Annotated in this window: 22 protein-coding genes and 1 riboswitch; of the genes, 14 read left to right on the forward strand and 8 right to left on the reverse strand. The window is 36.1% G+C overall.

What is annotated here, in order from left to right; all coding sequences use genetic code 11:
- Positions 1–335 precede the first annotated feature (335 nt).
- A complete protein-coding gene (locus LD272_RS08625; RefSeq protein ID WP_226036205.1) occupies positions 336–1,268 on the reverse strand; it encodes a cation diffusion facilitator family transporter in 933 nt (310 codons plus the stop codon).
- A 228-nt stretch (positions 1,269–1,496) separates the two neighbouring features.
- On the opposite strand from LD272_RS08625, the gene LD272_RS08630 reads away from it, so the two are divergent.
- From LD272_RS08630 to LD272_RS08675, 10 genes are all read left to right on the forward strand, one after another.
- On the forward strand, positions 1,497–1,838 hold the full coding sequence (locus LD272_RS08630; protein ID WP_226036206.1) for an ArsR/SmtB family transcription factor: 342 nt from the start codon (positions 1,497–1,499) through the stop codon (positions 1,836–1,838).
- Positions 1,839–1,993: 155 nt separating this feature from the next.
- The gene (locus tag LD272_RS08635) at positions 1,994–4,177 is read left to right on the forward strand and encodes a DNA topoisomerase III (protein WP_226036207.1); all 2,184 of its coding nucleotides are present in this window, start codon (positions 1,994–1,996) and stop codon (positions 4,175–4,177) included.
- 193 nt (positions 4,178–4,370) lie between these two features.
- Positions 4,371–4,946 (forward strand): hypothetical protein, encoded by a 576-nt coding sequence (locus LD272_RS08640; protein WP_226036208.1) that lies wholly within the window; start codon positions 4,371–4,373, stop codon positions 4,944–4,946.
- A gap of 423 nt (positions 4,947–5,369) precedes the next feature.
- Entirely contained in the window at positions 5,370–5,681 is a 312-nt protein-coding gene (locus tag LD272_RS08645) for a lmo0954 family membrane protein (RefSeq protein ID WP_226036209.1), read from the forward strand.
- 21 nt (positions 5,682–5,702) lie between these two features.
- Complete coding sequence (locus LD272_RS08650; RefSeq protein ID WP_226036210.1) at positions 5,703–6,332, forward strand: PspA/IM30 family protein; 630 nt, start codon at positions 5,703–5,705, stop codon at positions 6,330–6,332.
- Between the two features lie 87 nt (positions 6,333–6,419).
- Positions 6,420–7,145: a cell wall-active antibiotics response protein LiaF gene (liaF, locus tag LD272_RS08655; protein ID WP_226036211.1), complete on the forward strand. Its 726-nt coding sequence runs from the start codon at positions 6,420–6,422 to the stop codon at positions 7,143–7,145.
- Positions 7,142–8,191 carry a sensor histidine kinase gene (locus LD272_RS08660; RefSeq protein ID WP_226036212.1) on the forward strand — a complete coding sequence of 350 codons (1,050 nt, stop codon included), beginning with the start codon at positions 7,142–7,144 and terminating at the stop codon, positions 8,189–8,191. Before liaF ends, LD272_RS08660 begins: the two co-directional genes overlap by 4 nt.
- Positions 8,188–8,817 carry a response regulator gene (locus LD272_RS08665; protein WP_226036213.1) on the forward strand — a complete coding sequence of 210 codons (630 nt, stop codon included), beginning with the start codon at positions 8,188–8,190 and terminating at the stop codon, positions 8,815–8,817. The genes LD272_RS08660 and LD272_RS08665 overlap by 4 nt, the downstream gene beginning before the upstream one ends.
- Positions 8,818–8,859: 42 nt before the next feature.
- A complete protein-coding gene (locus LD272_RS08670) occupies positions 8,860–9,405 on the forward strand; it encodes an HAAS signaling domain-containing protein (RefSeq protein ID WP_226036214.1) in 546 nt (181 codons plus the stop codon).
- Between the two features lie 9 nt (positions 9,406–9,414).
- Entirely contained in the window at positions 9,415–10,269 is an 855-nt protein-coding gene (locus LD272_RS08675; RefSeq protein ID WP_226036215.1) for a DUF4097 family beta strand repeat-containing protein, read from the forward strand.
- A gap of 593 nt (positions 10,270–10,862) precedes the next feature.
- Here the strand turns inward: LD272_RS08675 and LD272_RS08680 are convergent.
- The 3 genes from LD272_RS08680 to LD272_RS08690 form a co-directional block, all read right to left on the reverse strand.
- On the reverse strand, positions 10,863–11,480 hold the full coding sequence (locus LD272_RS08680; protein ID WP_226036216.1) for a YpmS family protein: 618 nt from the start codon (positions 11,478–11,480) through the stop codon (positions 10,863–10,865).
- A gap of 24 nt (positions 11,481–11,504) precedes the next feature.
- The gene (locus tag LD272_RS08685; RefSeq protein WP_226036217.1) at positions 11,505–12,452 is read right to left on the reverse strand and encodes an SGNH/GDSL hydrolase family protein; all 948 of its coding nucleotides are present in this window, start codon (positions 12,450–12,452) and stop codon (positions 11,505–11,507) included.
- A 277-nt stretch (positions 12,453–12,729) separates the two neighbouring features.
- The gene (locus tag LD272_RS08690) at positions 12,730–14,481 is read right to left on the reverse strand and encodes a PLP-dependent aspartate aminotransferase family protein (protein ID WP_226036218.1); all 1,752 of its coding nucleotides are present in this window, start codon (positions 14,479–14,481) and stop codon (positions 12,730–12,732) included.
- A gap of 165 nt (positions 14,482–14,646) precedes the next feature.
- Positions 14,647–14,754: riboswitch (SAM riboswitch) on the reverse strand.
- A gap of 190 nt (positions 14,755–14,944) precedes the next feature.
- Between LD272_RS08690 and LD272_RS08695 the strand changes: the two genes are divergently transcribed.
- Complete coding sequence (locus LD272_RS08695; RefSeq protein WP_226036219.1) at positions 14,945–15,418, forward strand: Hsp20/alpha crystallin family protein; 474 nt, start codon at positions 14,945–14,947, stop codon at positions 15,416–15,418.
- Between the two features lie 64 nt (positions 15,419–15,482).
- On the opposite strand, the gene rarD is transcribed toward LD272_RS08695, so the two are convergent.
- Positions 15,483–16,409 carry an EamA family transporter RarD gene (gene rarD, locus LD272_RS08700; protein WP_226036220.1) on the reverse strand — a complete coding sequence of 309 codons (927 nt, stop codon included), beginning with the start codon at positions 16,407–16,409 and terminating at the stop codon, positions 15,483–15,485.
- 193 nt (positions 16,410–16,602) lie between these two features.
- A complete protein-coding gene (locus LD272_RS08705) occupies positions 16,603–16,788 on the reverse strand; it encodes a gamma-type small acid-soluble spore protein (protein ID WP_226036221.1) in 186 nt (61 codons plus the stop codon).
- A gap of 167 nt (positions 16,789–16,955) precedes the next feature.
- Between LD272_RS08705 and cls the strand changes: the two genes are divergently transcribed.
- Both cls and LD272_RS08715 read left to right on the forward strand, forming a co-directional pair.
- The gene (cls, locus tag LD272_RS08710; protein ID WP_226036222.1) at positions 16,956–18,401 is read left to right on the forward strand and encodes a cardiolipin synthase; all 1,446 of its coding nucleotides are present in this window, start codon (positions 16,956–16,958) and stop codon (positions 18,399–18,401) included.
- Between the two features lie 37 nt (positions 18,402–18,438).
- Complete coding sequence (locus tag LD272_RS08715) at positions 18,439–18,951, forward strand: acyl-CoA thioesterase (protein WP_226036223.1); 513 nt, start codon at positions 18,439–18,441, stop codon at positions 18,949–18,951.
- A gap of 44 nt (positions 18,952–18,995) precedes the next feature.
- On the opposite strand, the gene LD272_RS08720 is transcribed toward LD272_RS08715, so the two are convergent.
- Positions 18,996–20,588: an HsdM family class I SAM-dependent methyltransferase gene (locus LD272_RS08720; protein WP_226036224.1), complete on the reverse strand. Its 1,593-nt coding sequence runs from the start codon at positions 20,586–20,588 to the stop codon at positions 18,996–18,998.
- A gap of 140 nt (positions 20,589–20,728) precedes the next feature.
- Positions 20,729–21,052 carry a winged helix-turn-helix transcriptional regulator gene (locus LD272_RS08725; RefSeq protein ID WP_255639694.1) on the reverse strand — a complete coding sequence of 108 codons (324 nt, stop codon included), beginning with the start codon at positions 21,050–21,052 and terminating at the stop codon, positions 20,729–20,731.
- 476 nt (positions 21,053–21,528) lie between these two features.
- Between LD272_RS08725 and LD272_RS08730 the strand changes: the two genes are divergently transcribed.
- Positions 21,529–23,424 carry an ABC-F family ATP-binding cassette domain-containing protein gene (locus LD272_RS08730; protein ID WP_226036225.1) on the forward strand — a complete coding sequence of 632 codons (1,896 nt, stop codon included), beginning with the start codon at positions 21,529–21,531 and terminating at the stop codon, positions 23,422–23,424.
- Positions 23,425–23,430: the final 6 nt, after the last annotated feature.

The following is a 23,430-nucleotide window of genomic DNA, read 5'->3' on the forward strand; positions in this document are numbered from 1 at the left end:
GTTCGTCACCAGGTAGAAAAAAACAGAAAAACGAACAGGTTTTCTTAGAAACATTAAGGCAATATGAAGAAGGTGAAACACAACATTTAAATGACCTAACAAACGACTCGGTATAAATGTAAAAAAATGGATAATGGACTACCTTCTTAGACCCCATTGTTCTTTTTTCTATTTTTCTCTCAAAAGATAAAAACTGAATATTAAAATAATATTTAAATTGAATATAATAAACTCTTGACTTTAATAAATATTTTTAATGCAACACTAGTGATAAATGATATATAATGTTATTATTACCAGATTTTTCAAAAAATAGTACCATGAGTGAGTTTTGATTAATGTTCATGTTGATGCAACTCCTGGTCATGCTGACACATTAATTCATCCTCATGTGGATGGTCACTATTTTCAATTTGTATTGTGACATGACCAATCCCTTTATGTTCTAGCTCATGTTCAATCTTCCTTAGTAATTGTTGACTATCGACTATCGACAGATTTTCACCTACTACCGCATGGCAAGAAAGTGCGTTTTGACCACTAGTTATACTCCAAACGTGTAAATCATGAATACTGATAATACCTGGTATATTCTCAAACGTTTTGACAATGTTATTGAAATCAACGTTTTTTGGTGTTCCTTCCATTAATATATGGATAGCATCCTTTGCAACACGCCAACCGCTAATCAGAACAAGAATAGCCACAAACACACTGGCAAGTGGGTCTGCCCATCCAAAATCAAACAGCATAATTAGTATGCTTGCAATTATTGCTCCAACAGAACCAAGCATGTCACCTAATACATGAAGGAATGCAGCTCGTAAATTCAAGTTTTCTTTCGTATCACCACGTAACAAGATCCAAGCAACAAAAATATTAACAACTAAGCCGACAATTGCTATCATCAGCATTCCAGTTGAAGCGACTTCTGGTGGATCAATAAAACGGTGATATGCCTCATAAAAAATATAAAGAGCGATTAGAACAAGAGTAATCCCGTTAAATAAAGCTGCCAAAATTTCAAAACGTTTATAGCCATATGTCTTACTGTAGTTAGCCACTTTTTCACCTAAAATAAAAGCTGCTAGACCAACACCTAATGAAACAGAATCACTCAACATATGTCCGGCATCGGATAATAAAGCAAGACTATTGGTTAAGAAACCACCAATCGCTTCGACAATCATATAGGCGGTAGTAATAATAAAACTAATCATTAGTGCCTTTTTATTAGCTCCATGACTATGATCATGATCATGCCCCATAGTAGTAATTCCTCCTTCAACTTCAACGTTCATATATAGTACTATATGAATATATTATCATATATGTTATTATGTGTTAACAACTAAATAACTTATCTTAGTATTTTCATGTTTAATGCACCTTATTAAATACGAGTGAAATTCACATGTTATTTTGACAATTGTTCCGGTGATATTTAAGTTTATACTAGATGAATAAGTGGTTATTTAAAGGGAGCGCGGTTTAAAATGGATGATGAAAAATTAAATGATGATAACAGTCCAGGTGAGAAAAAGTACGAAGAGCTAGACGAGGAAACGCTTTTTGTTGTCACTCAGTCATTTAAGGCATTAAGTGATCCAACAAGGATTAGAATTTTACATTTACTCTTCTTCAAGGAATACTCTGTCAATGAAATTGCAGAGGTATTACATTTAAAACAGTCAACAGTTTCCCACCAGTTACGTTTCTTGAAAAATTTACGTTTAGTGAAGTTTCGAAGAGAAGGAACAACTTTATATTATTCTCATGATGATAAACACGTGATGGATATTTTAAATCAAACAATAAACCATGCGCTTCATAGTTAGGTGGATTGAAGCCATGGTGCTTTGCGATATGTATTCCTTCGCATTTATAAACGAATAGCTTGGTGCTCGAAATAGTTGTTTCTCTATAGGCGTTTGTTTAGAACATTATTCATGATAAAGTAAAAGCATAGTGGATTTAGAAAGGAATTGAACAGATGAGTAAAATAGTAGTATTAGCAGAAAAGCCTTCGGTCGGACGTGACATTGCTCGAGTATTAAACTGTAATAAAAAAGGCAATGGGTACTTCGAAGGATCAAAATATATTGTTACATGGGCACTAGGACACTTAGTTACGCTGGCGGATCCAGAAGTATATGACGATAAACTAAAGACATGGAAGCTAGAAGATTTACCAATGCTTCCCAACGAGTTAAAGCTTGTTGTTATTAAGAAGACTGGAAAACAATTTAGTGCGGTAAAGTCACAATTAACTAGGAAAGATGTAAGTGAAATTGTGATTGCAACAGATGCTGGTCGTGAAGGTGAGCTAGTTGCTCGTTGGATTATAGAAAAATCGCGCGTGAATAAGCCTGTTAAGCGGTTATGGATTTCTTCTGTGACAGACAAAGCAATCAATGATGGTTTCAAAAATTTAAAGCCTGGAAAGCAGTTCGAAAACCTTTACCAGTCAGCAGTTGCGCGCTCAGAAGCTGATTGGTATGTAGGACTTAACGCGACTCGTGCTTTAACAACAAAATTTAATGCGCAGCTTTCAAGTGGACGTGTACAAACACCTACCTTGGAAATGATTGCATTAAGAGAAGATGAAATAAGAAGTTTTAAACCGAAGGATTACTACCGAATTCAGGCAAAAACGAACAAAGGATTCAACTTAACTTGGCATGACCAAAATACCAATGATACTAGAACCTTTTCTAAAGAAAAAGCAGAAAAGCTAGTCAACGATTTAACAAGTTTACAAGGCGAAGTTACCGATATGGATAAAAAAGATAAGAGGAGTTTTGCTCCACAGTTGTATGACTTAACGGAATTACAAAGAGATGCCAATAGAATATTTGGTTACTCAGGTAAGCAAACATTATCACTTATGCAAAAGCTATATGAGCAGCATAAAGTATTGACATACCCACGAACAGATTCTAGATATATATCAACGGATATTGTTCCAACCCTGAAGGACCGGTTAAAAGCATGCGGGGTAGACCAATATGCTAAAGTTGCTTCGAATTTGGCAAGAAGTGAAATAAAAGCAAACAAATCTTTTGTAGACAATAGTAAAGTATCAGACCACCATGCAATCATTCCTACAGAGCAATCCGTTTATCTTTCTGAACTAAACGATAAGGAACGTAAAATTTATGATTTAGTTGTTAAACGATTTTTAGCAGTTCTTTCGCCAGCGTTTGAATATGAACAAACAACACTCACTGTGAAAATAGGGAATGAACGATTTACGGCAAAAGGAAAGAATATAAAAAAACAGGGTTGGAAAGAAATTTACAACAATCAGTACGATGATGAGCCAACAGATGATAAGGATCAAACTTTGCCGCATATTCAAAAAGGAGAAGTCTTCACAGGGATAAACGTCTCAATGACTAAAGGGCAAACTAAACCCCCAGAACGGTTTACTGAGGGAAGTCTCCTGCAAGCAATGGAGAATCCTGTCAAATATATGAACAAGCAAGATAAAGACTTAGTTAAAGCAATCAGTAAAACAGGTGGACTTGGAACAGTCGCAACCAGGGCGGATATTATTGAAAAATTATTCAATAACTTTTATATGGAGAAAAAAGGCAAACACATCTTCATGACGTCAAAAGGAAAGCAATTGCTTGATCTCGTTCCACAAGATTTAAAATCTCCTACACTAACTGGTGAATGGGAACAAAAATTAGAAGCGATTGCTAAAGGTTCATTAAAAAAGGACGTATTTATTAAAGAAATGAAAGGCTATGCGAAAACAGTTGTACACGAAATTAAATCAAGTGATGCAAAGTTCAAACATGACAATATCACTGGAACAAAATGTCCTGAGTGTGGAAAATTAATGCTTGAAATAAACGGGAAAATGGGCAAAATGCTTGTTTGCCAGGATAGGTCATGTGGAGAGAAGAAAAATATTGCCAAAAAGACAAATGCTAGATGTCCGAATTGCCATAAACGTTTAGATTTACGAGGCGAAGGTGAAGGGCAAATGTTCACTTGTAGCTGTGGCCACCGGGAGAAATTATCTACATTTAATAACCGTAAGAAAAAAGAAAAGCGAACTAAAGTATCTAAAAATGATGTCAATAAATACATGAAAAATCAAAAACAAGAGGAATTTACTAACCCAGCACTTGCGGAAGCATTAGCTAAACTGAAGAAAAAATAGCTTTAAAAACCCTTATTTTCAAGCTGAAATGAGGGTTTTTAAAAACTTAACTGTACTAATACAATATTACCTTGCTATAATCATAATATATTATAGTGAAAATAAAACTTCAACTTTTATTCTTAGATGCAAATCAAAGTAGATAAATCAGCAAAGAATTATGGTTTTGTTTTGTCACATAGGAGGGACTATAGTGAGAACAAAAAAAGTTTATCTTCTTTTTTCGGATACAGGGACCTTGCTTGCTAAAGCAATAAATGTTTATACGAGAACACCACTAAATCATGCATCAATCGCATTTGATATCAGTTTGGATGAGGTATATAGCTTTGGGCGTAAGAATCATCGCAATCCATTCAGCGGTGGTTTTGTAAAAGAAGACACACGTACAGCCTTTTTTGAAAAAGCGAAGTGTGCTGTCTATAGTTTTACTGTTACAGAAATGGAGTATGAATGGATCAGGCAAAGAATACAGCAAATGGAAGAACAAAAGGATCTATACAAATACAATATGATCGGACTTTTTGGAGTAGCTATCAATAAAGAATTACAAAGGAAAAATGCATTCTTTTGCTCCCAATTTGTCGCCACAATCTTAAATGAATGTGGAATCTATCATAACGAGAAACCAGCTTGTCTAGTGAGGCCACAAGACTTAATGAGATGGCACCAATTACAATTAGTATTCCAAGGTAATTTACAAGCCTATCCCTATTATCAAAGAGAGATTAGTCAAACCGCCATTATAAATAAATTAAATATTGTTTAGAGAATCAACTTGGTCTGTTATAGATCAAGTTTTTTTCTTGGTCTAGGAAATTATAAAAAGGACTGCTGCGGGTAATTAATCACTAAGAGTCGCGTCCAGCTCCGGCGCCTACCCGGAAATAAGCGGTTTTCTTATTTCGAATCGACCCCGCCTGAGGTCCCTGAGTCAATCCTCATCACGGGCAAAGAACTCTAGCGCCGAGGCTTGTCTTATTGTCCTAGGGTGAATATTAAGGAAAGCCACTTAGAATTACCTTCGCAGAAATAAGTGTCTTTCTTATTTCGAAGGCGCCTTCGCTTTTGTTCGTTTTAGGTAAGATTCACAAAATATACGCCTAAAGTCTTAGTTAGAAATATAGCTCTAGCCCATTAAAACGGACAAGCATTAGCGCTAAGATTGGTATATGAAAGGAGGGAGTAATACATGAAAACATTCCTATTATTTTTGCTGGCACTTGTGGCAGTCATCATTATGTTAGCGAACCTAGGACCGATGATTCTTCTTTTAATAAGTTTAATCATATCCTATTATGCGATAAAGAAATTTATCTTAACAGACTCTTTTGTAGAAAAAGTATTATGGGGATTTGTCATCCTTATTGGATTATCAATTTCGATCTCAAACATACCTGCTTTAATTGGAGTCGCTTCCTTTGTGGTACTTTACTATACGTATAAAAAGTGGAAAAAAGATAAACAAGATAGATACCTAGAACAGGAACCTTGGACAAACTAAATATAAAAAGGAGTTTTATTGATGGCTAATTTATTTAATAGAATCAAAGATACAATTACTGCAGATTTTAACGAAATGTTAGATCAAAAAGAACAAAAAAATCCGATTTCACATTTAAATCAATATGTCCGAGAGTGTGAGCAGGAAGTACGTAGAATGAAGCAATTGGTAGAAAAACAATATGTAATCAAGCAAGAATTTACTACGGAACTAAATAAGGCGGAATCAATGGCTACTAAACGGAAGCGTCAAGCTGAGCTTGCGCTAGAAGCTGACGAACAAGAGCTACACCAACATGCACTAGAGGAGCAAGCTCAATATGAAAATAGGTTAACCAAGTTGAAAGATATCCTTGCAGAAAATGTTAAGGAACTAGAACAATTGGAAATGAAATATGTACAAATGAAGCAAAAATTGAAGGATTTATACGTTAAAAGAATGGAGTTAACAGGTAGGGAGAATATTGCTAGAGCCAATAAAGGCATGAACAAAGTGCTTCATTCCGATTTAGCTGCAAAGAGTGCATCCAAATTCTCCGAAATGGAAAGCTATATCGAGCGATTAGAAAACCAAGTTAAATCAGATTACCGCTTACACACACTAGATGCTAGGCTAGCTGAACTTGATAAAAATGTTTCTACTTCTCACTAGAATCATGGTAATCTAAAAGGAGTGCGCAAGCTTATGATAGTTTACTTGCGCCTCTGTTTTTCAACTATGAGATAAAGAGGTGAGGTTATGATTAATAGAACGAAAATAGACATCGTGGATATCCTGCTACTGGCAATAATTCTTCTATTCTTAGTCGAGTTAATCCTTATCGATACCGGACTCCTCATTTTCATCGCAATTTTTAGCGGATTAATCTATTTTGGCAGACGCTCCTATTATAGACCGCGTGGGAAGTTTATGTTTTGGGTAGGCGCTGTTTTATTATTTGTAACTGTTACAAATACGATGGCGTTTAGGTTTCTTCTTTTAACTGTTATTATTTATTTTATTTTTAAATGGTATAAATCGAAGCAACAACCCACTTATTTCGAACCGGATTTTGCTGATGACCAACCTGTAGAAGAAACACAGCAACAACCGCTCATGTTTCACAACAAATGGTTTGGTCGGCAACGTACAAATAAAAGTGGATATGAATGGCAAGACATTAATGTTCAAACAGGGATTGGCGACACAATCATTGATCTTAATTATACGGTTATACCCAAAAAGGAACCGATTATGGTTATTAGAAATTTTGTTGGCAACATCCAAATAATCGTTCCATATGATGTGGAAATTAGTATTAATCATTCTGTTATGTTCGGCTCAATCGAAGTCATTGATTATCAAGAATCAAATGTCTGGAATAAAACACTTCATTTACAAACTTCTAATTATCAAACATCTAAACAAACGGTAAAGATATTCACTTCAATAGTTGTCGGTAAAATTGAGGTGAAAAGAGGATGAAAACAGTTATATATCGTTCAATCATCTCTGGTTTAACGCTAGCCTTTTTGCTATTGCTTGTAATAATGAGTGTTTTTTTTATCGCTTTTCCTGTGGATAGTTGGTTAGATATTTGGGAAAAAAAGGTTTTTGAACTTCCGTTTGCCTTATTCACTCCAGTCATAACCCTCTTGTTCGGTGCTACGTCGGGACTTATTATTGGTATCTACCTGAGAAAGCAATTAATTGAAATAGAAGAATCTGTTGAGGGATTAATTCAAACAGGTAGTTATCAGTTTGATGAGAAAGAATCACCTGTAACTGAAGTTATCGCTATTTACCAAAAAGTAAAAGAAGTTGAGAACTATATCCAACAGCAAACAAAGCAAAACCAAAAGCTAATCAGTCAACGGGTAGTGGACCAAGAGGAGCAAATGGAGAAAGTAATTTCAAAGGAGCGTAATCGACTTGCTAGAGAGCTCCATGATTCAGTCAGTCAAGAGTTGTTTGCCGCCTCGATGATGGTGTCTGCTATAAACGAAACTAACTCAAGTAATAACCACATGATGACAAAACAATTGAAACAAGTGGAAACAATGATTCAACAAGCGCAATTAGAAATGAGAGCCTTATTACTTCACCTGCGACCAATCGCATTAAAGGATAAATCATTAAAAGAAGGGATTAAGCAGCTACTCGATGAATTAAAACAAAAAGTACCAATGGAAATCACTTGGAATATTGAGCAAGTAGCATTAAGTAGAGGTGTAGAGGATCATCTATTCCGGATTTTACAAGAGTCGGTTTCGAATACGTTGCGACATGCCAAAGCACAGGCACTAAATGTTTTATTAATAGAACGAGACAACAATGTAATCCTACGTGTCGTCGATGATGGAGTTGGTTTCCATTTTGAAGAGAGTTCATCTAGTTCGTATGGATTATCAAACATGAAGGAAAGGGCTGCTGAAATTGGAGCGAATTTCAGATTAATAAGTGTACCGACTGAAGGTACACGTCTTGAGATTCGTGTTCCAATTATTAATGCAGAAGGTGATGAAACATGATTAGAGTACTGTTTGTAGATGATCATGAGATGGTGCGGATTGGAGTCAGTTCTTTTCTATCAACACAGCCTGATATTGACGTAATTGCTGAAGCGAGTAACGGTATTAAAGCGGTTGAACTGGCACTAGATTTACGTCCTGATATTATTTTAATGGACTTAGTTATGGATGAAATGGATGGAATTGAAGCGACTAGACAAATAATAAATGCTTGGCCCGAAGCTAAAATCTTAATTGTTACAAGCTTTATTGATGATGATAAAGTTTATCCTGCGCTAGAAGCGGGCGCGACAAGTTACTTGTTAAAAACCTCTAAAGCAAGTGTAATTGCCAAAGCGATTCGCGATACATATAATGGTGAATCAGTATTTGAGCAAGAAGTTACGAATAAAGTATTAACAAAGATGAGAAAGAACAATGAAACGCTTGCTCACGAATCGCTGACGGCACGAGAAATGGAAATTTTGTTGTTAATTGCTGAGGGGAAAACAAACCAGGAGATAGCTGATCAATTATTTATTGCACTTAAGACAACAAAGGTGCACGTGAGTAATATCCTAAGCAAGCTTGAGATTCAAGATCGTACCCAAGCGGCAATCTACGCTTACAAACATCAGCTAGTATAAATGGAGTGAATAACTGAAAAAATTTCTAGGAGGTAAAGCCAAATGGATAAAAAATACTTTTTAGATGCCTTGGACTATTATCTCAGAAAAATACCCTACTCTGACCGCAAGGAAATTATTCAAGACTTTGAGGGTCAGTTTCAAGATGGGTTGCTTGAAAATAAAAAAGAAAAAGAGGTTGCTGCAGAGTTAGGTGACCCGAAAGTAATTGCCGACAACCTACTAGTGGATTACCAAGTAGATGATCCAGATATAATTCAGCCAGACACTAATATATTTCGAGCCATCCTTTTAACAATAGTGTTAACTTTAGTTAACCTAATCTTTATATTCGGACCTATTGTAGCAATCATTGGTGTTTATTTTTCATTTTTAGCAGTGGGTATAGCATTTTCGCTAGCACCATTTGCCTGGATTGGTTCCATTATTATAGGTCAGACATCTGATTTACTTAGTGTTTTTTTTATCGTACTTACCGTTTGTAGTCTAGGAGTATTGTTAAGTATCGGAATGATTTATGTAGGTAAGATACTTTATCAATTGATTGTAAGCTACATTAAACTAAATATACGAATAATAAAGGGGTGATGAGATACCATGAAAAAGATCGCGCTTTTCGCATTTATTTTTCTAATCATTGGTGTAATTGGAACATTAACATTTGCTAGAGATGTATTTTCTATTGGGCCAAAAGAAACCATCGACACAGAAGAACAGCTAGATGGAAACAATATAACCGACGTGGAAATCGAAATGGATGTTGGAAAGGTTGTTCTAAGAGAAAGTGACAACGATAAAGTAATGATTAGTCTTAATGGAGATGTGTCTAAAAAAAGGGCTGAAAGCATTGAACTAGACGTGAGCGAAGAAGATGGAACTGTAGTTGCATCATTGAAAAACAGAGAAAAGTTTGGTTTCTCTATTCAGAACTTATTTGATTTTGGAGATAAAGGTAGCGTCGTACTTGTTGTTTCAGTGCCAAATAAAGAGTATCAGTCTGTTAATGTTTCAACAAATGTAGGGATGATTGTTGTTGAAAAAATCCATGCACAAAAGTTTATGGCTGTTTCGGATGTTGGGAAGATAGTCGTAGACGAATTAACGAGCGAACAAGCGTCTTTAACAAGCGATGTTGGTGAAATTATTGTGCAAGATGGAGTAGGAGCGTTTGATGTTGAAACAGATACAGGGAGAATCCAATTAAACATGTTAGAAGTTACCGAAAATATATATGCCAGTTCAAATGTAGGTCAAGTAAATATAACGGTTAAACAACAACCCGAAAATCTAGTGTTGGATCTAGAAAGTGATATCGGAGAAGTGGTGCTTAAAAACGTTAATGGTTTCAGTAATTATTCGGGCAAACAGCTGTCAGCGGAAACAGGAACAAAAGGGCCAGTAATCACCGCGTCAACCGATGTAGGGAAAATACTGGTTGAGCATCAGCGTTAAAAGTTACACAAAATCTATATAATACGACGTAACTTGGGGGTTTAATTCTTCAAGTCTAATTGAATCGAGTCAATCGCTTCAGCAGAATACTTCGCTTTCCATGGGCACGGCCTAAAGCCTCAGAATCAAAGTACGATTCTTCCGGGGTCTTCAGCTCGTGGGACTGCGATTACTCGTCTCATCGAAAACCTTTCGCTGTTCCCATAGGACCAGAGATACTTCGAAAGCATTTGCTTCTCAGGAAGAAAATCGATCTTAATTTTCGAGGAGTTTTCGTATTCTGCTTACGCTGGACATGGGTGTTCTGATTAATGAATACTTATATGCCATGAAATCAACGTTTCTCGGGATTCTTCTCACTTGAACAGAAAGCTATTCTAAGCGGAGGAAATACTCGAAGACTCCTGCGGGAGGAAAGGCATAGATGAGACCCCGCAGTGCGCAGCACGAGGAGGCTCAGCAGCCACCCGCGGAAAGCGAAGAGTATTTCCGCAGCGCTGACATAGCACTCATCTTATAAAGAATATAAAAGGAAAACTACATAGCAGTTACGTCACATTTTCTATCAACTGCGGTGATTTAAAAACAAACACTTATAGTCCGAGTGTTTTATTAGGAACCTTAATTCGGAACGAAATACGATCATTTTCTAAATCAAACTGCTGAACCCGAACCTTAAAATTACTCTTGATTTCCATTTGAGTAATTGCCACATAAATATTTTCTTCCTTTGGATTAATAACTACCCACTCGGGTGTCGGGATATTACTTTTTAAGTATTCAAGAATTTTTTTGTTTGGTAAATGAAGTAATCCGAGCGAAATTTCTTTCTGCTTCAAAATCAAATCGCCATTTTCTTGGACGATTGGTTCTAGGCGGATTGAGACTGGGATATCTGTTTCGAATACCTCAATAGATCCAATCAGCTGTACATCATCCTCAAGCTGTACAGAATACATATCACTTTTATCTTTCAGTAGTTTATCTACGTATCCATTAACGAGTTCACTAAGATTTTGTTTACTTGAATGAACGGTAAATTCAGCACCAGCATCTTCTTCAATGTATTCCTTTTCAGGTAATTCTTCCGTTTTAGAAGTTGGCAGAAAAATTAAAAGTAGTAAAACAATAAAAATAGTAACGTTAATCCCAAGTAAACTTAAGAAAAATATTTTCCAATTATGCTTTTTTCTCTGGTGCTGATTTCCCATGTTATTCACCTTTTCTAGCATTACTTATTCTTCGACTTGTTCATTCGAAGTATTATCTTCTTCTATTCTTTCAATAGAAGGTCTAATATGTTTAAAGACTCGTTCGGCTATTAATTGATAACCTTTTATATTTGGATGAAAATTGTCATCTGAAAAGAGGTTTTCTTCTGTGTCTCGGAATAAATCTATAATTGGAATGAATTGTATTTGATCATACTCCGAGGATATCGTATTTCCAGCTGTATTCCAATTATCTAAGATTAGACCTAGCTGTTCGATATCACCAAAATATTTTTCAAAGGGATTATAAAATCCAATTAAAAAAATAGAAGCGTCAGGGTTGATATCTATAATAGTGTCAAATATTTTGGTTAAGCGGTCTGAATAATTGGACTGTTCTTCTACAAATTGATCATACTTAATATCGGTGAAGTTATCCTTTACTACCTTCATGATATCATTGGCACCTATCGTAACAAGAACGATATCGGATTTTTCTATTGAAGAAATGATCTCTGGATTCTCAAGGCGTTTAAGTAGTTGGTCCGACCTATTTCCGCGTTTTCCGTAGTTGTCGATATGAATACTTTGGTCGTTATCTTTAAACGTGTTCTTTAATATACCCACGTATCCGCCATTGTCCGTTGTATCACCGACTCCTTGTGTTAATGAATCACCGATTGCTACAATGCGAAGGTCATTTTTCAAAAAGATACCTAAAGCACTCTCAACTACTTGCTTGACTGTTTTTCTTATTTCTTCTGTAATTTGATTTTCTGGTTCTTCGTTTTCAGCTTGGGCTTCTTCTATCACTTCTTCTAAATCTTCTTTACTTGGTTCATCGTCTAGCGCAGATTGTAGTTGACTATCATTGGGTTGGCTAGTACTCGGAGCTTGAAGAAGTTGACTAGTTAATAAACTGATTGCGATGATCATAGCAGTAATTAATAGTATTTTCGTTTTCTTTCGCATCTCATCACACCTACAATAGTAATTCGACAAACACAATATATATATTTCCCTTTTGCAAGGCAGACTAAACTAGAATCTTTACAGTGTAAGAATCTGATTCTAACATCAAATATTGGATATTTTGTGATTACCGGTAATACTTTATTTTATGTGATTAAGAGGTACAATAGCAACAGAATTTTTTGGATTATTTTAAAAATATGGCAAACATAGTGGTAAACGTGTTTATTACGTTTTTCTTACAAAAAAATATACCCCTTTTTAAGGGGCATATTCTCTACACAGTTACAGGTTTTTCTATATTGTTGCTTCTTAATCTATTTGCTTCTTTATATGGGCAGCGGTTTTCAACTACTGAACTATTATTTGCAGTTGCCCTTTGTTTTAATACGGCATAATTCTTTTTCGTATTGAACCAAATTATTTTCGCGTTCGTTTCCGCCTGAAGAGCTGAATCATCAGGATCTAGCACGTATAATATGTCGATTTCATCAGGTACTGAAGCAACTGTTGGATATGTCTTTTCACCAATAACTTCTTGTTCTGAACTATCAATTGGTACAATTTTATATCCAAGGCGCTGTAGTTTTAACAACGCATGATAAGTTGAATTACTAGGATCATTTGGCAGACCAACTACTGCAATAGTCTTCTGTCTGAGTCCTTCCTCGCGGGAAAAAGGAGAGGATAATGCCCATTCAATCGCAGTTTCTGTAGTTGGAACAATGGTCGGTTCTGTTCCTGTTGCCTTCGCAATTGCTTGGTCTAAGTCTTTAACAATGTCTGCAGTCGTTTCTAGTCCAACAGACAGACGAACCAATTCTTCTGTTACTCCGCTCTTTTTCAAATCTTCACCACTTAACTGCTGATGTGTCGTTGACGCCGGATGAATAATTAAAGATTTTGCATCGCCCACATTAGCAACATGAGACCATAAACGGATGTTATCAATTAATTTCCTGCCGGCATCACGCCCGCCTTTGATACCAAAAGTAATAATGGAGCCAAACGTTCCATTTAAATATTTTTTAGCTAACTCGTGAGATGGGTGACCTTCAAGGCCTGGGTATGTTACCCATTCTACCTCAGGATGGCTAGTTAAATAGCTAGCAACTTTCTCGGTATTCTCACTGTGTTTCTCGATTCTTAAATTCAATGTTTCTAATCCTTGTAAAAAATTAAATGCGTTTTGTGGACTTAAGCATGCCCCAATATCACGTAATATTTGAACCCTTAACTTAATTGCAAATGCAACAGGTCCTAAATCAGGTCCATATCTTATCCCGTTATAACTTTTGTCGGGTTCAGTGAATCCTGGGAATCTTTCATTGTCCCAATTGAAACGACCACCATCGACTACTACCCCGCCGATTGAAGTGCCGTGTCCGCCAATCCACTTTGTTGCAGAGTGAATAACGATGTCTGCACCAAAGCTAATTGGTTTTGCACCATAAGGGCTTGCAAATGTGTTATCAATGATTAGTGGAATCCCATTGTCATGTGCAATGTCAGCAACGGCTTCCACATCAAATATATTTAGACTAGGATTAGTAATGATTTCTCCGAAAATAGCCTTTGTATTAGGGGTAATTGCTTTTCGGAAATTTTCAGGATCTGTTCCATCGACAAATTTTACATCAATACCATACTTCGGCAGTGTAGAAGAGAACAGGTTATATGTACCCCCGTACAGGTTGCTATCGGTAATGATTTCATCGCCAGTACCAGCTAGGTTTAAAATCGATAAAGTGATAGCGGCTGCCCCAGACGATGTTGCAACAGCTGCCACCCCGTCCTCAAGTAAAGCGATTCGCTGTTCAAAAGCGTCAACAGTTGGATTCATAATCCTGGAGTAAATGTTACCTGGTTCAGCTAAAGCAAATAAGTTTTGAGCATGTTCAGTGTCACGAAATACATACGAAGTAGTTTGGTAAATTGGTACTGCGCGAGAGCCGGTGGCGGGGTCAGGTGATTGCCCCCCGTGAAGTAATTGTGTTTCTGTACCTTGAAAATCAAAAGAGTTAGTCATAATACATTCCTCCTAAAATAGTTAGTAGTTTTTTCTGGATGAACGTGATAATTCTCTTATTGGAGCTACAGGTGACAATTTAGCTTGATGCTGTGGAGAGTACGAGGGTGGTCTAAATAAAAACGCCCCCTTCAGAAGAAGAGGACTTAAATAGTCAGGTTCCTCCTCTTATCGATCAGATCCACGGACCTGTAGGACTTGGCACCTTTTCAAGCTAACTTGATGGTTGCCGGGCTTCATAGGGCCTATTCCCTCTGCCACTCTTGATAAGAGATATACGATTCATTGTTTATGCTTAGTTTGGATTATAGAGTACGGAGAAACATACGTCAACCTATAATTCGAAATATTCTAACATTTAAAGTGAATGATATATAAAAGTTAAGTGAACGCCTATACAAAAATCAAGTCAGAGTCATATCGTATTAGGGAGAAAGTAGTTAAAGGGAGGCGACATCCAGCTATGAAAGAAGATTCTAACAATCACAAGAAGCCGGACTTTGGTGAAGTAGGCAATGACTTAATGAAGAAAATGGATGAGATTTTCTACAGTAAACCATCCAGAAATATTATGGATTCCATTGATTCCTTTTTCCAGCAGAATACGCCACTTGCCAGAATACCAGTAGATATGTATGAGCAGGGTAGTGAATGGGTAGTTAAAGTTGACTTACCAGGAGTTGATAAGGAAAGTATTGATGTCGATATTGTAGGAGATCGTATTAACATTACAGTTTCTGATGAAAACGACATGAAAAAAACAGATGATAAAAGCGAATATATTCGAAGGGAAAGACGCTATCGTCGCGCAGAAAGAACAATCCAAATGCCTTATGCAATCGAAAAACGGACAGCTAAAGCAAAATATAATAGCGGGGTATTAGAAATACGCGGACCGAAAAAATCTCGTTCAAATTATCATTTGGATATAGAGTAGGCTAATAGGGTTTCCTATTAGCCATTTTCTTTGTTCTTAATAAAATTTATTGCCAATTTAATTTTCAGGAGGATTTGCTTTTATATAACCTTTTAGTTTCTAACCGTTGAAACCATTTTGTTCTTGAAACAGTATAGATAAAAAGTGCTGTCCAGATGAAAATAAATGCTACAGCGTGGGCATGGGTGAATACTTCATGATATAAGAACAAACCAAGGATAAGCATTAACGTCGGTGCAATGTATTGTAAAAAACCAATCATCGACAGTGGAATCCGTTTAGCACCACTTGCAAAAAGCAACAATGGTATTGCAGTAACGACACCGGCTCCAATTAGTAACCCTATTGTTGGGCTGAATAAACTAGGTAATACTCCAGACCTTATTTGGTTTGTAACTAGATAGACAAGAGCGATTGGAAATACAATCATTGTTTCGATAGTTAATCCAAACATCGCGCTTATGTCGACAATTTTTTTCAGCAATCCATAAAGTGCAAATGAGATAGCCAGTAAGATGGAAACATAAGGGAAAACACCAAAATTAAATGTTAAATAACTAACGCCAATTCCAGCTAGTAAAAAGGAAAATAGTTGCCAGCGAGTTAGCTTTTCTTTTAGGATAATCATCCCAAGCATAATACTTATTAAGGGGTTAATGTAATACCCGAGACTAGCTTGAATGACGTGATCACTATTAACAGCCCAAATAAATAGAAGCCAATTTCCGCTAATAACGAACGATGCAACTGAAATTCCGATAAGTTTTTTTCTGTCGTGAACAATCACCTTACATTCTTGAATAAAAGCTTTCAATTTTCCCAAGGCTAGGATAACGACAATCATAAACACAAATGACCAGACGATCCGGTGGGCGAGGATTGCCCCGGGGGAAACGTGTTGCAGAGTTTTCCAAAATATTGGGAGGAATCCCCACAATAAATAGGCACTTGCAGCATAAATAATACCGATCTTTAGCTCTTTATTTTCCATAACAAATTACCTCTTATTCAGGGTGGAATATGCTTAAGTTTAGGAGTCAGCTATCAAAAAAGCAACCTAAATGTTTGGAATAATTTATAAATTTTCAACTAGTAAATGAACATGTTTTTGTAAGCGCGGTGAATACATATAAAGGAGTATCTATTATAGATACTCCTTTCAAGCTGTTATTAGTAGTTAAAAGTTATTGTTTGGACTTATTTATGTTAGCTTTTGTGAAGGTGTCACTCAACTGGTTTGTACGTTGACCACCTGTTGTCTTAGCTATATACGCCTTCACTTCATTATAAGACATGCCGGACTGTTCGTTTTTTTGTTTTACTTCGTCGATATCTGTTCCACTTATACTAAAATTTCCAACATTCTTCATCTCACTTTAACCTCCTTTTTGATATTATTGTCTTAGGAATAATATTTATTATGATTCGCCTAAGGTCCAGATTAGTTTTACTTTTATAAAATGCTTCGTTTAATTGAAATGAAGATATTTATGCTATAGTAGATTTGACATGTTCCAATTTTAAGGGGGCAATCATATTGGAGATTTTGCCATTTTTATCTGGGTTTATTATATTTTTTAACATTTTGCTAGCCCTAACTATTGTATTTCTCGAACGAAAAAATGCTTCATCCACCTGGGCTTGGATTATGGTTTTGATGTTCATACCTGTTTTTGGTTTTATATTTTACTTAGTCTTTGGAAAGAAGCTCAGCAATAAAAAAATATTCACATGGGATACTAAAAGTAGACTAGGCGTTAAGAAGGAGGTGCAACGCCAACTTCGCGAGTTAGAAGAAGGAACCTTTCAATATAAGCAACAAAGCCTTGTGCCGTATAAGGACTTATTTTACTTGCATTTAAGAAATGATGATGCGATCTTAACACAGGATAATCAAGTGGAACTCTTTACGGATGGACAAGAAAAGTTTCAAGCGTTAATTGAAGACATTGAAAATGCAAAGGATCACATCCATCTGTTATATTACATAATTCGTCATGACAAACTTGGGCAACAAATTGCAGATGCACTAATCAGAAAAGCAAAACAAGGGGTTCAGGTGCGGATACTGTATGACGATATGGGTTCTAGACAATTAAGTAGAAAGAACTATGTGAAAAGAATTCAGGATGCCGGTGGTGAAGTAGAAGCATTTTTCCCACCACTAATACCTAAAGTCAATTTAAAAATCAACTATCGAAATCATAGGAAGCTAGCAATTATCGATGGCAAGGTTGGTTATATTGGTGGATTTAACATAGGTGATGAATACCTTGGAGCCAATAGAAAATTTGGATATTGGCGTGATACTCACTTGAAAATTCAAGGTGATGCAGTGAGAAGTATGCAAACCAGATTTATTTTGGACTGGAACCAAGCGTCTAGACATGACATTCTTTACGAAGAGCGTTATTATGTAGCAGAGCATAAGGGTGACGTCGGGATTCAAATCGTATCAAGTGGTCCTGATTCTGAATGGCAACAAATTAAAATTGGTTATATTAAAATGATTATGGCAGCCAAAGAGTATGTCTACATCCAAACACCATATTTTATACCTGACGAAAGCTTGTTAGACGCGCTTAAGATTGCTCTTTTGTCAGGGGTAGATGTTAGGATAATGATTCCTAATAAACCAGACCATCCATTTGTTTATTGGGCCACTTTATCTAATATCGGGGAGTTACTTAGAGCCGGAGCTTCCGTTTACATCTATCAAAATGGATTTTTACATGCAAAAACCATTGTTGTTGATGGGAAAATTGCCTCGGTCGGGACTGCTAATATAGATGTTCGTAGTTTCAGATTGAATTTTGAGGTTAATGCCTTTTTGTACAATGATGAGTTAGCTGAAAAATTGGTGTCCGAATTTAAAAAAGACATTACCTATTCGTCTCAATTAACTCTAAAGCTTTACCAAGAACGGTCTAATTGGATTCGTTTCAAGGAATCCATATCTAGACTGATTTCACCAATATTATAAGCAAAAGCTTAAATTTTTATAGAAAGTTGGCAATAAATTGGATTCTAAACCATGTATAGCATCATTAAGTGTGAAAAACTCAAATGTGCTCCCACCTGATACTAATAGTTATGGAACAATGTTCGGTGGACTGTTAATGGCACAAATGGATGATGTAGCAGCAATAGCCGCTACTAGACATGCGAGAAAGCATGTTGTAACTGCCTCAACCGACTCTGTTGATTTTTTACATCCAGTTAAAAAAGGGGATACAATTTGTCTAGAAGCATTTGTTACCTGGACACATAATACCTCAATGGAAGTTTTTGTGAAAGCTGTAACTGAAAACTTAATTCTAGGTGACCGCAAAGTTTGTGCAACAGCGTTTTTAACAATGGTTGCCATCGATGAAAATAATAACCCAACACAAGTACCTTCCGTTTACCCAGAATCAAAGGAAGAAAGTTTTCTTCATAAAGATGGACTTAAACGTGCTGAATTACGAAAAGAAAGACGAAGAAATTCAAAAGAAATGGCTCAAACGTTTGGAACCTCTTTTCCTTGGAACTAACTTACTAAAAATTAAACCCGGCCTGCTAACTTTAGCAACCGGGTTTAATTTGTTGAGAGAAGTTTTACAAACAGAGCGTTTAACCTTTCCAAATCGGAGGCTTGGCTTACTGTATCCTTGTCTTGATTTTTTCTTATCTTGGCATAAAGGTGATTGATGTTGCGTTTATCTTGTTCGCTAATGGTATCCACGTCGATAATTAATCCCTGATTTAGGTCGCCTGGCTCGAATTTTTTTAATCCCTTACCATACTCTCTGAAGTTATAGCCCAAGATCTCTTTCGATATATCGGTCATAAAATAGGCCATAAATAGATCAATTTCATCTAAATAACCATCGTTTAGATAAATGCAATGAAAGGCTGTTAAGTTACTAACATTAGCCTCATTTCGGATAAACTTAAGATTATTTCTGCTAAACACATTTACCAAAATTGGCGCGGGACTTCTTGTTTCACTTTTATACCAAGGGTTTCGATGCTTTGTTAAATACCTTTGGTTTATTTTTGCTGTTTCACCAAGTTCGATGTACCTCTTTAAGTCCACATCCGTTAGGTCATCTTCATTTACTTGTAGTAATTGTACTGGTAAGTTTTTTGCTAGTAATTTGTCGTAATCAACAGTAGTGAAGAAGTTACCTGTTACTTGGTGAGATTTGGTTAGACATGGTACGAAATATGCTTTGTTTAGCTGATGTTGTTTTCTATCTGTCTCATTGATACAAAAAAATTGATTCGCACCCGTTGCAATCCCTCTAGTAACTTTGCCGAATTCAGAAAGAGGTTTGAGGTGAGCATATTGGCCCCGATTTTCCTGTTGATAATACTCTTTCCATTTTTTATTTGGACTTAGTTCCTGGTAATCAATCCGTTTGCCAATCGGCTGATTATCATAGAAATTTTCAATGTGATCTTCAACCGCGTTTAGCTGACTTAAGTCTGTTAAGTGAATAAACTCGATTGTGTTTGCCTTTACTTGATTATCAAAGAAAAATAAGGAAGAAGTAGTTGCCGCCTGTTCAAACAAGCTCAAATGGAAGTCTGCAGTAACTACTAGATGGAGATTATTTTGTTTTAGTAAATATTGTTTAATTTTTACTCCATAATTGGAATTCATAAAGTCAGAAGGAACAATAAACGAAGCTCTACCATTATTACTAAGCTGGTGTAGCGCCTTAATAATGAATAACGTATAGATGTTAGTAAAACCCGAGAACTTAATTCCAAGCTGTTGCTCAAGTAAATCTAGATAGTACTGTTTTCTTTCGTTCTGTCTGAACCGGTGATAGGGAGGATTACAAACAATTCCATCATACGTTTTTCCCCAGCTGCTTTCTAAGAAATCTTGATGTTGTAAGTGAAGGTTTGAGAAATCAGCGCATGTTGTTCTTGTGAAGTCTAGTATATCCTGATCACGGTCAAAGCCAACTATTGACGTGTTGTGAGGGAACGATTGAATCAAATTTCCCAAGCCAATCGCAGGATCAAGAATTGTTGTGTAAAAAGGATTGTTAAAAGTGATCCACTTCGCTAATATATCTGAAATAAAATCCGGCGTGAAATACTGACCAAACTGTTTTCGATGGCTAAGTGTAGTGCTATTTATGTAGGATTGTTCTATGCTATTTATTTTCTTCATTTTATGAACCCCTTGGGAAAAAGTAAAACCGCATAGCATTTTGGTACTAGCTAGCGGCTTGAATTCTCAAAAATAGTGGTACCGAAAAAATTCAACATTCGCACGGTAAGAAAAGGTGAATGCCGAACCACTATTATCTATTATTTTTTTTCAACCTCTTTATGGGAAATCCAGTTTTCTGACCATGATTGAATTTCTTTAATGACTGGTTCTAACGCTTTTCCTTTGTTAGTAAGTGCATATTCAATCCGGACTGGAAACTCTGAATATACCTTACGTTCAATGATCTCTTCTTGCTCAAGCATCTTAAGTCGATCAGATAACAATCTTCCACTTACAGGCAGCTCTGTTTCTATTTGAGAGAAGCGTTTTGATCCTTCAAGTAATTCAAACAATATCAAACCTACCCAGCGCTTACTGAATAGTTGCATCGCTTTTTCAAAACGTGGACATAGCTCATTCATAATGATTATCACTCCTGTCCTAAATACTATATTGCTTATATGTTATCTATTATAATACAGCTATTTACCTGTTGACTGACGAATATGTTCATTTACTTACTAAAAGTAACTATTCTAATAATAGCATAGTGCAGTCATATAGTAAATAATTCCTATCTGAATGACAATTGTAAAAAATCATTATTATGAAATTTACTAATCTACACTAGTTTAAGAAATTAGTAAATAAGTAATAGCTATTATAGTGGATAACTAAAATTAAAAAAACAATAAAGGACCAAAACCCGTCATCAGATACAAAAATTTTCATCTTTATCATGCTTCCTGTATACTAGAACAGAAGTCGGATGAGCTAGATCCTAGCGGAATGATATAAAAGCACAACTTTTTAAATTTGCATGAATAGAAGAGAAATTTCGACACTCGTTACCTTTAGGGTCGAGACAATGTCGAATTTTTATAAAAGGGTGGAAAAAATGAGTATATTATCAGTTGAACAGTTACATAAATCCTATGGAGATAAAGTGTTATTTGATTCAATTTCTTTTACGATAACTAAAAAGGAACGGATTGGATTAATTGGTGTCAATGGAACAGGAAAATCGACATTACTAAAAGTGATTGCCGGTCTTGATTCAAAAGAGTCTGGAACAATGAATCATGCCAACGACTTTCGGGTGGAGTATTTAAACCAGGACCCAGAGCTTGAGATGGAACTCACTGTATTAGAACAAATCTATTATGGGGATTCAACCATCATGAAGGTGATGAGAGGCTATGAGCAAACTTTATTAGAGCTTGAAGGTGATCCGGAAAATCCAAAACTTCAAAATAAATTATTGCAAGTGCAGCAACAAATGGATGAACACGCGGCTTGGGATGCTAATTCAACCGCTAAAACGATTTTAACAAAACTAGGGGTAACTGATTTCAACAAGAAAACAATGTACCTATCAGGTGGTCAAAAAAAACGAGTAGCAATTGCTAAGGCTTTAATCCAACCAGCGGACCTACTTATTTTGGATGAACCAACAAACCATCTAGATAATGAAACAATTGAGTGGTTGGAAGGCTACTTACCTCAGTATAAGGGTGCGTTAATTTTAGTTACTCACGACCGTTACGTATTAAATCGGATTACAAACCGTATTTATGAATTAGATAAAGGTAAGCTCTATATTTATGATGGAAATTACCAAATGTTTCTAGAAAAGAAAGCGGAACGAGAAGAACTAGAGATCCAGGATGAACAAAAACATAAAAACACATTAAAAAGAGAAATAGAATGGCTTAAAAGAGGTGCTAAGGCTAGGAGCACAAAGCAAAAAGCAAGAATACAGCGAGTTGAGCAATTAAAAGAAGTGAAGCACGACACCAATAAACAAAGCCTTGATTTTCAAGTTGGATCAAATCGTCTTGGAAAAAAAGTGCTTGAGTTAGAGCATGTTAGTAAATCATTTGGAGATATCAATCTGTTAGAGGATTTTAATCTATTAGTTACTCCTGAAGATAGAATTGGAATTATTGGAGCTAATGGTTCTGGAAAAACAACATTACTAAACATTATGGCTCAAAGAGAAACGCCTGATTCTGGTTCGATAGATGTCGGGTCAACAGTTAAGATTGGCTATTATACGCAAGATCACTCCGAGATGGATGAATCGCTCCGGATAATTGAATACATCCGTGCTGTTGCCGAGGTTGTACATACCGCTGATGGGGAAGTGATTACAGCGGAACAAATGTTGGAGCGCTTTATGTTCTCAAGGGCCCAGCAATGGACATATATTAAAAAGCTATCTGGTGGGGAACGAAGACGTCTCTATTTATTACGGGTGTTGATGGAAGAGCCGAATGTTCTATTTCTAGATGAACCAACCAATGATTTGGATACACAAACGTTAGGCGTGTTAGAAGATTACTTAGATCAATTTCCTGGAGTAGTTATCACTGTTTCGCATGACCGCTATTTTCTAGATCGTGTAGTTGATAAACTAATCGCATTCGAGCAAACCGGAAAAACGAATCAATTTTATGGTAATTACACAGAATATCTTGAGAAAAATAAATTGGAGCAAAAGAGCGCAGATGATAAGTCAAAAAAAGAACCGCGCAAATCCAGAAACAATAAGAAACAAAAACTTTCCTACAAAGAACAGCAGGAATGGGACAAAATTGAGGATAAGATAGCTGGCCTAGAGGAAAAGCTTGAAACAATTGCAGCAGATATAGCGGCAGCAGGAAGTGATTTAGGTAAAGTACAGGAGTTGTATCAAAATCAGGAAGATACAGAGACAGAGCTTGAACATGCAATGGATCGTTGGACAGAGTTGTCGATCTTAGTTGAAGAGATTGAAAACGATAAGGCTTAAGAAGCC

It is taken from the genome of Aquibacillus saliphilus, from assembly GCF_020404745.1.
Lineage (GTDB): Bacteria > Bacillota > Bacilli > Bacillales > Amphibacillaceae > Aquibacillus > Aquibacillus saliphilus.

Coding starts and splice junctions, on each gene's coding strand:
- LD272_RS08625 (WP_226036205.1), bottom strand. CDS start 1,268: ATGGGGCATGATCATGATCATAGTCATGGAGCTAATAAAAAGGCACTA.
- LD272_RS08630 (WP_226036206.1), top strand. CDS start 1,497: ATGGATGATGAAAAATTAAATGATGATAACAGTCCAGGTGAGAAAAAG.
- LD272_RS08635 (WP_226036207.1), top strand. CDS start 1,994: ATGAGTAAAATAGTAGTATTAGCAGAAAAGCCTTCGGTCGGACGTGAC.
- LD272_RS08645 (WP_226036209.1), top strand. CDS start 5,370: ATGAAAACATTCCTATTATTTTTGCTGGCACTTGTGGCAGTCATCATT.
- LD272_RS08650 (WP_226036210.1), top strand. CDS start 5,703: ATGGCTAATTTATTTAATAGAATCAAAGATACAATTACTGCAGATTTT.
- liaF (WP_226036211.1), top strand. CDS start 6,420: ATGATTAATAGAACGAAAATAGACATCGTGGATATCCTGCTACTGGCA.
- LD272_RS08660 (WP_226036212.1), top strand. CDS start 7,142: ATGAAAACAGTTATATATCGTTCAATCATCTCTGGTTTAACGCTAGCC.
- LD272_RS08665 (WP_226036213.1), top strand. CDS start 8,188: ATGATTAGAGTACTGTTTGTAGATGATCATGAGATGGTGCGGATTGGA.
- LD272_RS08670 (WP_226036214.1), top strand. CDS start 8,860: ATGGATAAAAAATACTTTTTAGATGCCTTGGACTATTATCTCAGAAAA.
- LD272_RS08675 (WP_226036215.1), top strand. CDS start 9,415: ATGAAAAAGATCGCGCTTTTCGCATTTATTTTTCTAATCATTGGTGTA.
- LD272_RS08680 (WP_226036216.1), bottom strand. CDS start 11,480: ATGGGAAATCAGCACCAGAGAAAAAAGCATAATTGGAAAATATTTTTC.
- LD272_RS08685 (WP_226036217.1), bottom strand. CDS start 12,452: ATGCGAAAGAAAACGAAAATACTATTAATTACTGCTATGATCATCGCA.
- LD272_RS08690 (WP_226036218.1), bottom strand. CDS start 14,481: ATGACTAACTCTTTTGATTTTCAAGGTACAGAAACACAATTACTTCAC.
- LD272_RS08695 (WP_226036219.1), top strand. CDS start 14,945: ATGAAAGAAGATTCTAACAATCACAAGAAGCCGGACTTTGGTGAAGTA.
- rarD (WP_226036220.1), bottom strand. CDS start 16,409: ATGGAAAATAAAGAGCTAAAGATCGGTATTATTTATGCTGCAAGTGCC.
- LD272_RS08705 (WP_226036221.1), bottom strand. CDS start 16,788: ATGAAGAATGTTGGAAATTTTAGTATAAGTGGAACAGATATCGACGAA.
- LD272_RS08720 (WP_226036224.1), bottom strand. CDS start 20,588: ATGAAGAAAATAAATAGCATAGAACAATCCTACATAAATAGCACTACA.
- LD272_RS08725 (WP_255639694.1), bottom strand. CDS start 21,052: ATGAATGAGCTATGTCCACGTTTTGAAAAAGCGATGCAACTATTCAGT.
- LD272_RS08730 (WP_226036225.1), top strand. CDS start 21,529: ATGAGTATATTATCAGTTGAACAGTTACATAAATCCTATGGAGATAAA.